The 13,890-nt window shown below is 60.7% G+C and carries 13 protein-coding genes; 4 read left to right on the forward strand and 9 right to left on the reverse strand.

Going from position 1 to position 13,890, the window contains the following annotated elements; translation table 11 throughout:
- Nucleotides 1-139 precede the first annotated feature (139 nt).
- Complete coding sequence (locus MJA45_RS22480) at nt 140-1,114, forward strand: RluA family pseudouridine synthase (RefSeq protein WP_315604134.1); 975 nt, start codon at nt 140-142, stop codon at nt 1,112-1,114.
- A gap of 103 nt (nt 1,115-1,217) precedes the next feature.
- Nucleotides 1,218-1,631 (forward strand): collagen-like protein, encoded by a 414-nt coding sequence (locus tag MJA45_RS22485; protein ID WP_315604135.1) that lies wholly within the window; start codon nt 1,218-1,220, stop codon nt 1,629-1,631.
- 161 nt (nt 1,632-1,792) lie between these two features.
- Here MJA45_RS22485 and MJA45_RS22490 read toward each other — a convergent pair whose 3' ends face one another.
- Nucleotides 1,793-2,818 (reverse strand): Gfo/Idh/MocA family protein, encoded by a 1,026-nt coding sequence (locus MJA45_RS22490; RefSeq protein ID WP_315604136.1) that lies wholly within the window; start codon nt 2,816-2,818, stop codon nt 1,793-1,795.
- On the reverse strand, nt 2,818-3,669 hold the full coding sequence (locus MJA45_RS22495) for a sugar phosphate isomerase/epimerase family protein (RefSeq protein WP_315604137.1): 852 nt from the start codon (nt 3,667-3,669) through the stop codon (nt 2,818-2,820). Before MJA45_RS22495 ends, MJA45_RS22490 begins: the two co-directional genes overlap by 1 nt.
- Nucleotides 3,670-3,905: 236 nt before the next feature.
- Between MJA45_RS22495 and MJA45_RS22500 the strand changes: the two genes are divergently transcribed.
- A complete protein-coding gene (locus tag MJA45_RS22500; protein ID WP_315604138.1) occupies nt 3,906-4,796 on the forward strand; it encodes a helix-turn-helix domain-containing protein in 891 nt (296 codons plus the stop codon).
- A gap of 37 nt (nt 4,797-4,833) precedes the next feature.
- Here MJA45_RS22500 and MJA45_RS22505 read toward each other — a convergent pair whose 3' ends face one another.
- The 7 genes from MJA45_RS22505 to MJA45_RS22535 form a co-directional block, all read right to left on the reverse strand.
- Entirely contained in the window at nt 4,834-6,375 is a 1,542-nt protein-coding gene (locus tag MJA45_RS22505) for an AMP-binding protein (RefSeq protein ID WP_315604139.1), read from the reverse strand.
- On the reverse strand, nt 6,362-7,174 hold the full coding sequence (locus MJA45_RS22510; protein ID WP_315604140.1) for an SDR family NAD(P)-dependent oxidoreductase: 813 nt from the start codon (nt 7,172-7,174) through the stop codon (nt 6,362-6,364). Before MJA45_RS22510 ends, MJA45_RS22505 begins: the two co-directional genes overlap by 14 nt.
- A gap of 520 nt (nt 7,175-7,694) precedes the next feature.
- Nucleotides 7,695-8,903, reverse strand: coding sequence for a M20 metallopeptidase family protein (locus MJA45_RS22515; protein ID WP_315604141.1), 1,209 nt, complete (start codon nt 8,901-8,903; stop codon nt 7,695-7,697).
- Nucleotides 8,884-9,804 carry an L-serine ammonia-lyase, iron-sulfur-dependent, subunit alpha gene (gene sdaAA / locus MJA45_RS22520; RefSeq protein ID WP_315604142.1) on the reverse strand — a complete coding sequence of 307 codons (921 nt, stop codon included), beginning with the start codon at nt 9,802-9,804 and terminating at the stop codon, nt 8,884-8,886. Before sdaAA ends, MJA45_RS22515 begins: the two co-directional genes overlap by 20 nt.
- A gap of 50 nt (nt 9,805-9,854) precedes the next feature.
- Nucleotides 9,855-10,532, reverse strand: coding sequence for an L-serine ammonia-lyase, iron-sulfur-dependent subunit beta (gene sdaAB / locus MJA45_RS22525; protein ID WP_315604143.1), 678 nt, complete (start codon nt 10,530-10,532; stop codon nt 9,855-9,857).
- 26 nt (nt 10,533-10,558) lie between these two features.
- The gene (locus MJA45_RS22530) at nt 10,559-11,626 is read right to left on the reverse strand and encodes a dihydrodipicolinate synthase family protein (protein ID WP_315604144.1); all 1,068 of its coding nucleotides are present in this window, start codon (nt 11,624-11,626) and stop codon (nt 10,559-10,561) included.
- 3 nt (nt 11,627-11,629) lie between these two features.
- Complete coding sequence (locus tag MJA45_RS22535; RefSeq protein ID WP_315604145.1) at nt 11,630-12,646, reverse strand: NAD-dependent epimerase/dehydratase family protein; 1,017 nt, start codon at nt 12,644-12,646, stop codon at nt 11,630-11,632.
- A gap of 256 nt (nt 12,647-12,902) precedes the next feature.
- Here MJA45_RS22535 and MJA45_RS22540 point away from each other — a divergent pair, with 256 nt between their 5' ends.
- Nucleotides 12,903-13,844: a hypothetical protein gene (locus MJA45_RS22540; RefSeq protein WP_315604146.1), complete on the forward strand. Its 942-nt coding sequence runs from the start codon at nt 12,903-12,905 to the stop codon at nt 13,842-13,844.
- The last annotated feature ends 46 nt before the right edge of the window (nt 13,845-13,890 follow it).

The raw sequence follows: 13,890 nt of genomic DNA on the forward strand, positions 1-13,890 counted from the left end.
TACGGTTCTGTGACGCACCCGCATAGCCCCGGTTACCATCAGCATGATCGTTTGGGCTCTTATTCATACCTGCCGGGAGGAATCCGATGGGGCTCCTGTGGTATAGTATAGAGACCATTCTCACTCAGGAGTGAACCTATTGAAACGCGACCCCAGACCCAAAAACCAGACAACGGGCCATTCCCGTAATAAACCCGCCGCCAAAACCGGACAGGCCGGCAAGACCGCACCGAAAGCCAGAACCTATCCGGTGGCTCAGGAAGGCGAGCTTCTGGCGTTCCTGCTCGAGCACGTAACCGGTTCCGGCCGCAACGCCATCAAGGCGATGCTCGCCCGGGGGCAGGTTTCCGTCGACGGCCGGGCCCAAACCGCCTACAACCATCCGCTGACCCCCGGTCAAACGGTAACGGTCAGCAAGGAGCGAATCGATGACGCTCCGCCGTTCATGGGCCTTGCCATCCTCCATGAGGACGAGCATTTGATCGTCATCCGGAAGGAAGCCGGCCTGCTCTCGATCGCCGCCCGCCATGAAGAGAACGAGATCACGGCGTACAACCAGCTCATGGAGCACGTGAAGCGCGCGCACCCGAAGAACCGCATCTTCGTCGTCCACCGGCTGGACCGGGACACATCCGGGGTGATGATGTTCGCCAAAAGCGAGGAGGTTCAACAGGCGCTGCAGACGGCGTGGAGGGAATCCGTGGAGGAGCGGGTGTACACGGCCCTTGTGGAAGGAATCGTCCGGAAGCCGGAAGGAACGGTCTCTTCGTGGCTCAAGGAGAGCAAGACGCTCCGCATGTACTCCAGTCCTTACGCCGGAGACGGCCAGCATGCCGTTACCCATTACAAGGTGCTTCAATCGGGAAACGGCTTCTCCCTGCTCGAGGTCCGGCTCGAGACCGGCCGCAAGAACCAGATCCGCGTTCATATGCAGGATATCGGGCATCCCATTGTCGGAGATAAGAAGTACGGAGCCCGCTCGTCGGCCATCGGCCGGCTGGGGCTGCACGCACGTGTCCTTGCATTCCTGCATCCGGTTACCGGGGAAAGGCTCCGTTTCCGTACGGACATCCCCAAGCCTTTTCTGAAGGTCTTCCAGGAAGGAAATGGCTGAGCCAAGCCTTAAGAGATAAAATGGCGCTGTCCGGGCCGCCGCCCATCCTTTCTGGACTCCCGCCTCATATACTGTGGGCAATCGGGATAAGAAGGAAAGGATGATGAGCGTGTACAGACAGCTGCCATACCAGCCAGGCGCCTACGGCCCCGGCATGTTCCCCGGCGGGGGCTTTGGACCGGGAGGAGGGTTCGGACCCGGTGGAGGCTTTGGGCCGGGAGGGGTTCCCGGGCAGCCTTTCCCGGGGGGACCACAGGCGGGAGGGCCTCCCGCGGCTCCGCCTCCGGCTTTCATTCCGCCGAAGCCGCTCGGCGGTCCCTCGGCCCTCGCGGTAGACCCGGGAGCCATCTCGCGCTGCCTTTTCCGTTACACCTACATTTGGCAGCGCAACGGCTTCTCGTACTGGGCCTACCTTACGTTCGTCGGGAGGAGATCCGTGGCCGGCTTCCGCTGGGTCGGATTCTGGCAGTATTTCGGCATCGATACCCGGCAGATCGAGCAGTTTACCTGCTTCTGACAAACGGGGGAAGGCAGGCGGGGCTCCCCTGCCCGGGTTCCCCCGGCGGAACAGGAACCCGTTCGGCCACGGCCGCAAGAAGAAGAACCCGGACCGAGAAAGGTCCGGGTTCTTCTCTGTTGTCGTGAGGTGCCCCTAGGCAGGATGCGCTTCTATAGGCTCTAGCGGCTGCTCAGTTCGATCCAGGCTCCTTGCCGGTCTGCCGATGCGATCTCCGCCTCGGCGATCTCAATGCTGCCTTTGGTGCTGAGAGGAGGAGCCTTATCGACCGGCGTTCCATTAGTGATGGCCTCCAGGAAGTACTTCATTTCATAATAGTAGCCGAAATTCTCGGACAGCTCCGCCTCGAAGCCGGGGCCATCGGAAGGGTTGACCTTCACCGTCCCGTTCTGGAAGACAATGTTTCCTTTTTCAAAGTTGACCCGGTAGGTCATGTCGAAGCCAAAATCCCCTTGAAGGGTCCAGTCCACTTGGGCGTTGATTACCTTGCCGTCCTCGTAGGCATAGTGAGTGGAGACGATGTCATACCCGCTTCCCTCCACTGCGTTAAGGGCAAGGCAGGAGACGGCCTTCGGCATGCCGAACAGCCAGTTCACCGTGTCGATGTCGTGAACGTGCATGTCGAGCAGAGCGCCCCCGCTCTTGTCCTTCTGCGTCAGCCATTCGGCCCAGTCGGGAGTACCGCCCCCGCGGAAGAAGTAGGCTCCCCGCACCTTGCCCAGCTTGCCGCTGTCCACCTGCTCCTTCAGGTATACATAAGCGGGCCAGAAGCGGAGGCATTGGCCGATCATAAGCAGCTTGCCGTTCTGGTCCGCCGCCTCCACCATTTCGGAGCATTCCGCCGCATTCATCGCCATCGGCTTCTCGCACATAACATGCTTGCCGCGGTTCAGGGCGAGAACGGACATGTCCTTGTGAAGGTAAGTGGGGAGGCAGAGGTCAACCGCATCCAGCTCTTCCTTCTCCAGCATTTCCGCCATGTCCGTATACTTGGCAAACCGGCTGAAGTCGATACTCTCGCTCTTCGTATCGAAGTTGCCTGCGGTGGCCTGTCCTTCCCATTTGGCAGGGTTAATATCACAAATGGCCACAACCTGGATGGGCTGCCCTTCCTTCTCGAGGCGTAGATACGTCTCCAGGTGCGTCCTTCCCATAAAACCTAATCCGACCAATCCTATTCTGATCATTAGCGGATCTCCTTTCGGCCCAGAATGGCATCCATAGAGGCGGAAGTGTTGAAGACGATTTGGGTCGTGTGGTGAGTGTAAGGCGGGATCATCTCAGCCGTCACATAATCCGAGTATCCGGCCGCCTCGAGAGCCTTCATCACAGCCGGGTAATCCACGTCGCCTGCGAGCAGGTCCACGAACCCGTTAATCCCGCCGGGCTGCCGCCGGTAATCCTTGAAATGCACCTTCTTGATCCGGCTGCCGAGAATCGAAATCCAGTGCTCGGGGTAGCCGGAATACAAGACGTTGCCCACATCAAAGTAAGATCCGACATAATCCGAGCCGACCGCATCGATGAAGCCTTTCATCTCAAGCGGGGACAGCAGGAACTTGTTCCAAACGTTCTCGATCCCGATGTTCACCTTCCGGGCTTCGGCGTCAGCCGCGAGCTCTTTAAACGCTTCCAACGAATAATCGTAAGCCTGGTCGTAGGGAACCACTTCGGCATCCGGAATGAAATCCACGCCTACCGCACCCGGGACGACGAGAATCGTATCCACTCCGAGAATCGAGGCAACTTCGAGCTGCTTGCGCACGATGCCCTTTGCCTTCTCCCGCGTCTCGGCATTCGAGCTCGTCAGTGAGTAAGACCAGAACAAGCCTGTAGCGAAGCTGGAGAGCTCGATGCCGATGTCATCGGCTGTTTGCCTGATTTGGCGGATGTCCGCCTCCGTGCTTTCGAGGCTGAGCTCTCCTGTTTCGTTCAGCGCCAGCTCGATTCCGTCGAAGCCGGCCTCCTTGGCCAAAGCCATGCAGTCGGCCGCCTTCATCCCGGCCGGAAAGGACCAGACGTTAATTCCTTTCTTCATGGAAGCACCCTCTTTCTTCGTTTGAGTCCATTATAGCTCCCTCCGGAAGAAGCGAATTTATCCAAAAAGCCGTTTTTTTTGCACGGGAGACAAGCCCTGTCCCGGTTTCGCCAAAAGCTTATGCTTCCCGGCGGGTCGGGAGAGCTGCGTAACGTGTCCCTGCCGCCGAGGTTAACGGAAGGACCTCCCTTGTGGTAAAATAAAGGTTCGAAACGGGTTCAAAGGATGGCGGGTCAATGAATTTCTCAAGATACTCCCTGCAGGAAACCATCACCGTCAAGCACTTGATTTCCTTCCATTATTTTGAATATGCCAAAGGCTTTGTCTTTGAAGGGGAGCAGCATGACTTCTGGGAATTTCTCTATGTGGACAAAGGTGAAGTCGAGGTCCGGGCGGACGAACGGACGCTGGAGCTCAAGCAGGGAAGTCTCATCGTGCACAAGCCGAACGAGTTCCACACCGTCCGTGTCCGCCAGGAGCACAAGCCACCCAACCTGATCGTCATTTCCTTCGAATGCGCCTCCCCCGCCCTAACGGCGTTGGGCGGGCGCGTAATGAACGTCGGGGACCGGGAGAGGAATTGGCTTTCCCTGCTGCTCCAGGAAGGCTTCCAGGCATTCAAGGCCCCGTTCGACAAGCCCAATGACCACACCTTGGTGCGGCGGAAGGAAGCGGCGTTCGGGAGCGAGCATCTGATCAAGCTGTACCTGGAAGCGCTGCTCATTCACCTGTGCCGCAGCGAAGCATCCGCCGACAGCCGGGAACCGAAGCTGAGTCTCCTTCCGAAGGAACGGAGTGAGGAACAGCTCGTCCAGCAGATCACAGACTTTATGCGGCGTGATTTGTCCCGCCCCCTTACGCTGGAGCAGCTCGCCAAAGAATTTCATCTCGGCAAAACGCGGCTCAAGGAGCTCTTCCAGTCGCAGACGGGCACCGGCGTCCTGGAATATTACCGGGGGCTGCGGATCGAGCAGGCCAAGCTACTTATCCGCGAGAGGCAGTCCAATTTCACGGAAATCGCCCAGGAGCTGGGCTACGGCAGCATCCACTACTTCTCGCGGGATTTCCGCAAGCTGACCGGCATGTCTCCATCGGAATATGCCAAATCCGTTATGGCCCGCATATGATCGAAAGCCGTCCTCCGCCCGCTGGCAGAAGACGGCTTTATTGTTGGGTAAGGCGCTTTCGGTCGAGCTTTCCGAGCGGGGTGTAAGGCAGCCGCCGGACGAAGACGATTTCTTTCGGCTGCTGGTAGCGGGCCAGCCGGGAACGCAGCCATTCCTTCAGCTCCTCGGCGGACAGCCGCCCGCCGGGGACAAGCTGGACATACGCCTTCAGCCGCTGGCCGTACAGCTCATCCATCATGCCGGCGACGGCCGCATCCTCAACCTGGGGGTGGGCCAGAAGCACCTGCTCCACCTCGAACGGATAAACATTCTCTCCCCCGGAGACGATCATGCTGTCTGTCCGGCCGGACAGAAAATAACGGCCCTCCTCATCCCGCCAGCCCCAATCGCCGGTTTCGATCCACCGAGGCTCCCCTCTTCTTCCGGACCTCGGGCTGCGGACGCACAGCCGGCCCGCCGCGCCTGGAGCCGCCTCGGTCGAGGCATCTGTAAGCACCGTCAAGCCGACCCCTTCCATGGCTCTTCCTATGGTACCGGGAGAGCGCTCCAAATCCTGCGGCGTGGCGATCACAGCCAGCCCGGCCTCGGACGTGCCGTACAGGTTGTAGAGCACGTTCCCGAGCCGTCTTCGGGTCTCCTCCGCCAGCTTGGGGCTGAGCTCGGCTCCGCCCGAGGCCACACAGCGCAGAGACTTCAACGCCTCGGGATCGGCCTGCAGCATCCGCCGCAGCATCAAGGGGACCACCGACACGGCATCCGCCTGGTGATCCCGGATGAGCCGGCAGGCCGCCTCCGCCTCGAACCCGCGGCGCAGGAGCACCTTTTTGCCCAAGGCGCAGAAGAGCAGCAGCACGGCAAGCCCATACCCGTGATATAACGGTGTCGCGACATAGGCCGTATGCCGGTCGGCCAGCTTTAAACGGGACAACAGGGCCTCGAAGGGCGCGAGATAAGCAAACAAAGAAGGCCGATGCGGCGCCTCCTTCGCTTTTCCGGTCGTTCCGCCGGTCAGCAGAATCAGCTTGCCGGTGGAAGACTTGAAGCTTTTCGTTCTCATAGGAGAAGCGGCCGCCGCCAGCCGGTTGACCGCCGGTAAGGTTTCGTGATAGTTGAGCAGCCGGGATCCCCGGTAAGAGGACAGCCCGATGAGGGCTTCCTGCTCTTCATCATGGATAAGCAGGTCCAGTTCCCGGCTCCCGAGCAGGTCCGTCAGCTGCCTTGGACTCATCTCCGCGTTAAGCAGATAGAGGTCCGCCCCCGTCGAGGAAACGGCAAAAAGGGCCTTTGCCAAGGAAGCGTGATTCTTCCCCATAAGCCCCACTTTGCTGCCCTTTCCCAGTCCATACCTGGCTCTCAGCTCCTGCGACAGCTGCTCCGACTGCCGGTACCACTCGTCATAAGTAAGCGTTTCCCTTTCGTCCGTTAAGGCAGTCCTCTCCCCGTAGGTCCGGGCCGAGAAATTCAGCAGCGTCATCAGGTTGACGCCATGAGTAAGAAGAGCCGCGGCCAGCCGGAGCAGGGCCCGCGGAGTAAGCAGGCCGATCGCGGCCATCACCCTAAGCAGCCTAATGGCCTTCATGGCGGTCCCCCCTTTCCTTCCGCTTGCGGGCGGCGAAGGCTTCCCACGCCCAGCGGAGCAGCACGGAGGCCAGCTGTCCCGGAAACAACCACCACGGCTTCCAGACCCGCCTCCGCGTATAAAGACACCGTCCAATGAGCCGGGCCGCCTGCCGGGAAGACATCGCCGGCCATCTCCGGTAGGCCTCCGTAGGCAGGATCATCGGCGTCCGTACCAGCGGAAAATAGAGCGAGGTGGCGGCCACTCCTATCCGGGCGAGCTCCGGACCTGCCGACCGCAGCCAAGTGTCAAAAGCCGCCTTCGATGCCTGGTAAGCCGCCCAATGGGGAACGGGAAGCAGCAGGACGTTAACCGTCGAGACGCTGACGACCTGCCCCCCGTTCCTCTCAAGCAGCGGAAGAACCGAGAGAAGGAGCCGGACCGGCGCCAGGTAATGAAGGGCCATCGTGCGGGTGAAATCATGGTAGCGGTCGAGCGACTCCCGGATCGGCCGGCGGATGGAATGACCGGCGTTGCTCACGACGATATCCAGTCCTCCCGGCAGCTCGTGAAGGTAGGCGAGGAGGCCGGCAAGCGCAGCGGGATCCCGGAGATCCGCCGGGTACACGCTTATGGGGGAGGAGTCGGTCCCGAGCTCCTGCTGCAGAGCCAGAAGGGCACCCTCCCGCCGGGCGGCCAGAATCAGATGAGCCCCTCTGCCGGCGAGCAGACGGGTCAGGGCTTCACCGATTCCGGAGCTGGCGCCGGTGATCAGCACCCTTTTGCCATGCAGGGCGCTGGAAAGCCTGTCGCTGTTCAAGGGTGCCGGTGGAAACAAGAGGCGCTCCAACAGCGTTCCACCCCAGGAAGCCGGCCTTCGGCCGGGACGCTTTTCCCCTGAAGACCGGTGGTCTTCCTTCCCGGAGGATCCGTTTCGGTCCGTCATCGGAATCCCTTCCCTTCCCTTCCCGGCATTCGCGGCTACTGATTCCCCTCATTCATCGGACTCCTCCCATTTTTTGGAATACGCCTTGTTCGTCACCCAGATCGTGATCGCGAGAATAATCCCAGCCAGAAATAACCCCCAGAATAATGCCATACCAGAAGACATGTGCCCACCTCCTCTAAAGTCAATAAGGGATGCCGAACGCTACCCCTCTCTATGAATATCTTCTCCGTTTCGGGAGAAGCCGATCAGCCTATAAACCAAAACGGCGTGTTCCCTTTTATGTTACTATAAAACTCCCCCTCTCTAAAGAAAAAGACAGCCCGCGGGGGCTGCCTTCTTGTCAATTATGGCTAATTTGTGCAGAGGAACGGAGCGGTCTTCAAAGCGGGGGTTAGCCGTCCGCACGGCCGGACAACCGGTCCAGCGCAATGGCGGCGAGAGCGGCGGCTCCGACCGACAGGCATTCCTCGTGCAGCCGGAATTTCGGATGATGCAGGCCGTAGGCTTCCTTCGCGTTCTCCTGCGGGCCGGAGCCGAGCCAGAAGAAGCAGCCGGGCACCTGCTCCAGGAAGAGCGAGAAATCCTCGCCCGCCATGGTCGGGTCGGCTTCCACGCGCCGCTCCGGTCCGAGCAGCCGGTCCAGTGACGCCTCCGCATGCCCGAGGCAGCGGTCGTCACTCACGAGCACCGGCGTCTGCCGGATATACCGCAGCTCGGCGCGGCACCGGTAAGCCTCCGCCGTGCCGGCCACTAGCCGCCGCAAGCGCTCTTCCATGCCGGCCTGAACGTCCGGCGAGAACGTCCTCACCGTCCCGGTCAGCCGGGCCCGGTGAGGGATGACGTTGTTAGCCTCGCCGGCCTGGAAGCTGCCGATGGTGACGACCGCGGGCGCGAAGGGCGAGATCTCCCGGCTCACCGCCGTCTGGAGGGACATCACGATGGCCGAGGCGGCCACCAGCGGATCAATGCTTTGATCCGGAATGGCGCCGTGGCCCCCGCGTCCCTCCAGCTCGATCTCGAGCCGGTCGACCGAGCCCATGAGCGCCCCGCGGCGGGTAGCCGTCAGGCCGGCCGCCAGCGTCGGCAGGTTGTGCAGGCCGTAAATCTCATCGACGCCGTCCAAGGCGCCGTCGCGGATCATCGCCTTGGCCCCGGCGTTGATTTCCTCCGCCGCCTGGAACAGGAAGCGCACCCGTCCCGCCAAGCGATCCCGCCGGCTGACGAGCAGGCGGACCGCGCCAAGCAGCATGGACGTGTGAGCGTCATGGCCGCAGGCGTGCATTTTCCCGGAGACACGGGAAGCGAAGGGCAGGTCCGTTTCCTCCTGGATCGGAAGGGCATCCATGTCGGCCCGGAGGGCGACGGTAGGTCCCGGAAGGGACCCTTCCAGGTCCGCGATCATCCCGTGCCCGCCGACGCCCGTCCGTACGGTTAACCCTAAGGCGCGCAGCCGCTCCGCCACCTTCGCCGCCGTTTCCGATTCCTCCAGGCTGAGCTCCGGATTCTCATGAAGCTCCCGGCGGAAAGCCGTCAGCTCTCCGCTTAGAGCTTCCGCTTCCTCCAGGAGCTCCGCCCGAAGCTTATCCTCCACTGTGTTCATCGTTTGGTTCCTCCCCGGGTTTCTTTGGTTTCCCGTACAGGTCCGACATGATGCGCTGGCCGGTCGGCGTAGCGGCAAGCCCGCCCTTGGCCGTTTCACGGTAGCGCTCTGGCATGTTGGCGCCAACCTCCAGCATCACCCCGATCACCTCGTCGGACGGGATGGCGCTGCGGATGCCGGCTAAAGCCATGTCGGAAGCGGCAAGCGCCGTCACCGAGCCGAAGCCGTTGCGGACGATGCACGGGATCTCGACCAGCCCTCCGACGGGATCGCAGATCAAGCCGAGGGAATTCTTCAGGGCAAGCCCGACGGCGTGCAGGGCCTGCCGGGGCGTGCCTCCGCGCAGCTCGACGAGAGCGCCGGCCGCCATGGCGATGGCCGAGCCGATCTCGGCCTGGCAGCCTCCCTCCGCTCCCGAAACGAAGGAGCGGTTGGCGATGACGTAGCCCAGGGCGCCTGCGGTAAACAGCCCTTCCGTCATATGCGTGTCGTCCCAGCCGTACTGCTCCTGCATGCTGACGAACACACCCGGAATCACTCCGCAGGAGCCGGCCGTCGGGGTCGCGACGATTCTCCCCATGCTGGCGTTGACCTCCGAAACGGATAGGGCATACGCCATCGCTTTCCCGGCCGGTCCTCCCAGGGAGGAGGCATCGCCCTCGACCAGGGAACGCACCTTCTTGGCGTCATTGCCCGTCAATCCGCTTCGGGAGGATGTGTCCTGCGTCAGCCCCCGGCTTACGGCTTCCTTCATGACGGCATAGTAGCTGGCCATTTTCGCAAACTCTTCGTCCTCCGACCGGCCGCTCTCCTTGGCCTGCTCCTCGAGCATAAGGCGGTGAATCGGCTTGCCCTCCTGCTCGCAGAGCCCGATCAGCTCCTCCAGGCTTGTAAACCTCATTCGTCATCCCCCGTTTGTTCTTTCGTCTTACCGCCGGCCGTCCGAGAGGGTCATCCGGTCAGGTCGACGGTTCTTATCGATGTCACGCCCGGCAGAGCCCGCAGGGCTTCCACCAGCTCCTTCTCAAATCGCCCGTCGGCCTCGATAAGCGTCAGCGCCTTGCCGCTCCGGGAGGCGCGGTCCACATCCATGTGCCCAATGTTGAGCGAGCATTGGGAGATCAGCCGGGTGATGTCGGCAAGCATCCCGACCCGGTCGTCGTGATAAATGGCAAGCGTGGGATAAGAACAGGAGCAGCGGACGTCGAAGCCGTCCACTCCCACGATCTCAATGTTCCCGCCTCCGATCGACGTTCCCGTTACGGTCATCGTCCGGTCCCCCGCCGTCATCCGAAGCCGGGCGGTATTCGGATGCGGAGCCTCAGCGAAGTCGCCGTGGGCAGGGAAGAATTCAATGTTCACCCCAAGCCCGGCGGCATGCTGCAACGCCTCCGGGATCCGTTCGTCCTGCGTATCCCAGTCCAGCAGCCCGGCCGCTAGAGCGACATCCGTTCCGTGTCCCCGGTAGGTCTCGGCAAACGAGCGAAAGAGGGTGATTTCCACCCTCTCCGGCAGCGGCCCGAAAAACTGCCGGGCCGCTCTTCCGATCCGGACGGCGCCGGCCGTATGCGAGCTGGAAGGGCCGACCATATCCGGCCCTATAATCGAGAACACATCTTTAAACCGCATACGAACCACCGGTCTTTCTTATCGAATTAAGCCAGCCACTCGGCCAAGCCCGCTTTCACAAACTCGTCGTCGTTCAAATGAGGATAATCGCGGTACATCCGGTCGATTTCTTCCTTCTGGCCCGGCGACAGCTCCTCATGAGGATTCAGGCACCAGGTTCCCTTCATGAGACCCTGACGGCGCAGCACTTCATGAATGCCCGGGATACAGCCGGCGAAACCGTGGGCCGGATCGAAGAAGGCCGCATTCGTGTCCGTCACTTCCACATTCCGCGTCAGCCATTCGGGATCCAGCTTGCCAGCGCTGCGGGCGGTCTTGATCTCCTCAAGTAGCTCGACCGCTTTGCGGGTCCAAACGGCCCAGTGGCCGAGCAGACCGCCGACAATCCGCTTCTCAACCGGCTCCCCGTTTACCTGGAAGCGGTATACGGTCAGCAGATCGTTCACGATGTTATCGTCATTGCCCGTATAGAGGGCGATTTCGTCGCGCCGGTCGGAATAGCAAACGGCACGTACGACATCGATCGTCTGGTACCGGTTGAACGGCGCCATCTTGATCGCCACGATTCCCGGAATATTCGCGAATTCCTTCCAGAAATCGAAGCTGAAAATCTTCCCGCCGACCGACGGCTGCAGGTAGAAGCCAATGACCGGGATCTGTTCGGCGATCCGGGCCGTCCGCTCCAGAATCTGCGCTTCGGTCCAATCGCCGAGGCCGCCCATGCTGAGCAGCCCTGCATCGTAGCCAAGGCCTGAAGCCGTTTCGGTTTCGGCAAGAGCCTGCTCCGTTGGACCGCAGATACCCGCTACTTTAAGGAAAGGGCGGTCGATCTGCGCCTTGTCGACTTCCTCCGCCGCAAGGCGGAGAACCTTCTCGAACAGGTTGATCTTCGGATCGCGGATTTCAAACTGGGTGGAGTGCACGCCGACGGCTACGCCGCCTGCGCCGGAAGCGATATAATAACGGGAGAGCGCCCGCTGGCTCCGTTCATCCAGCGTGCGGTCCTCGTTAAGAGCGAGAGGATGCGCAGGAATCACGACTCCGTCGTGCAGCGCCCGAAGCTGAGCTTCACTAAGGTTGCGTTTGGCTGCCATGATTTAGTATTTCCCCTCTCTTTGCTGGAAATGAGTCGGCTTGTTGATCGTCACGCCTTCATGCTCCACCCATTCCGCCATCCAATCGATCATCTGCAGAAGCGATACCGACGGGTAGCCGAACAGCTGCATGCATTTCGAGGCGTTGCTGAGAAGAGCCGTTTCGGCTTCCTGGCCGGTGAACTTCGGCTCGATGCCAAGGCGTTTGCCTAGCTCCGTTGCCGCATAGCGGACCGAAATGGTCTCCGGACCGGTTACGTTCAGCTTGTTCGCCGGGCTCTCGCAGTGAAGCAGGGAACGGATCGCAATCTCGTTGGCGTCGCCCTGCCAGATGCAGTTGAAATGACCCATAGCGAGCTCAATCGGCTTGCCTTCTTTAACGGATTTGGCGAGCTCGAGAAGAACCCCGTAGCGCATGTCGATCGCGTAGTTCAAACGATAGATGAGGACCGGCGTTTCGTAACGGTGGCTGAAGTATTCGAAAACCCGCTCGCGGCCAAGACAGGATTGCCCGTACTCTCCGACAGGGTTCGGGGTAACCGCCTCCGACGTCCCGCCAAGCGCGACCGGGGAATGAGGATAAACATTGCCCGAGGAGAAGACCACGATGCGGGAGTTCTTGAACTTCTCCGCTACCCGGCCGGGAAGATAAGCATTCATCGCCCATGTGAAATATTCGCGTCCGGTCGTTCCGAATTTCGTTCCCGCCATGTAAATGACGTTCTTAACTTCCGGCAGAGCCTGCAGAGAAGCTTCGTCGAGCAGGTCGCAGGCGATCGTCTTCAGCCCGTAGGCTTCCAGCTCGTCCTTCAGTCCCGCTTCGGAGAAACGGGATACCCCGTAGACCGTCTTCTCGACACCGGCTTCCTTAAGCGCGTTCATGATCAGCTTCGCGAGGCTCGGCCCCATTTTGCCGCCGACCCCAAGGAGCATGATATCCCCTTCCAGGTTCTTCATATCTTCGATCAAGCGGGCCGACGGCTTCGCCATGACCTGTTCCAGCTGCTCCAATGTTCTCATTTCGCAAATCCAGCTCCCTTCGGTGGTTACAACGATTACGGCCTGCAGCGGCTTTCCGGGCCCCTTTCGGGCAACGCCGGGATCCTTCATGCGTTTTCGTTCCGGCAGGACCGGGGAACGAATGGCCGTTCTATATCTCCATTCTACTCTGCCCCCGTCATTAAAGACAAATCTTTAATTTGTCTTTAAATCGACAATTCAGCTCTGTCTTTATATGCTTCCGTTATCCATCCGACCCGTAAAGGAGGTCTTATTTATGAATCGCTCCTCTTCTCCGATTGAACGTATAGCCGAACGGCTGGGTATCCCCGGTCTTCTCGACCGGTTAACCGATTCCCTTTCGCCCTCCGATTTAAACACCCTGCTGCTGGAGCTGTTCCGCAGGAAAACCCGCCGCTCCTCACCCGGTGACCTGCTAAAGCGTTACGACGCCAACCGCTTCGTCCAACCGGCCGGCGCCGATCCGATTGCTCTGAGGAGGCTGGAGCTGGACTGCCTGGAGCTTGCCGCCCGATACGACTACCTTCCGGTCGAGCTCTCCCCTGTGACCCCTCTCGGCACCTGCTCCCTTGTAGCGTCGGCCGATCAGAACAAGGTGCTCTCGGCTTTAAGGGGAACGGAAGTCGTGGCGGATGCCACCAACACGCTCGCCCTTCACATCAGCAGCCTGCTCAAATCCGGCAGGATCGACAACCGGGAAGCCTTCGTCCGCTTCTCGGCCGTCCACCGGCATGTAAGGACCCAGTTCTGGAATAACGCCGCCGGCATGCTGCCTCACTTCCCCTTATTCGCCATGGTCACTTCCGGAAAAGACAAAGGCTCCTGCTCCTTCGAGACCGAAGCCTTCCAAGAACATATAGACCTATACCGGGAGCTCTTTCAGGCTTTAGGGGCCGACCATTTCCAAATCGTTCTGATTCCCCGCGGGGGCTATAAGGAATCCGATGGCCTGATGCCTAAGCTGATCGCCTCGCAGGAGGGCAGACCCTATGACCTATCCGTCCGGGAGGATCCGGAACCCAACTCCTATTACCGGGGCATCCAGTTTAAAGTGGAGGTCCGCCTTCACGGCGAAGTGCTTACGATCGGAGACGGCGGTCTGGTGGATTGGAGCCAGCAGCTGCTATCCAACCGCAAGGAACGCATGCTCATCAGCGGAATCGGTTTGGAACCGCTGATTCCGAAGCCCCCGGCCTGAAGCACTGAGCCGGAACGCCTGCCAATTCCCCCTCGCCGTTAAAACC

It is taken from the genome of Paenibacillus aurantius, from assembly GCF_032268605.1.
In the GTDB taxonomy this organism is placed as follows: Bacteria; Bacillota; Bacilli; order Paenibacillales; family NBRC-103111; genus Paenibacillus_AO; species Paenibacillus_AO aurantius.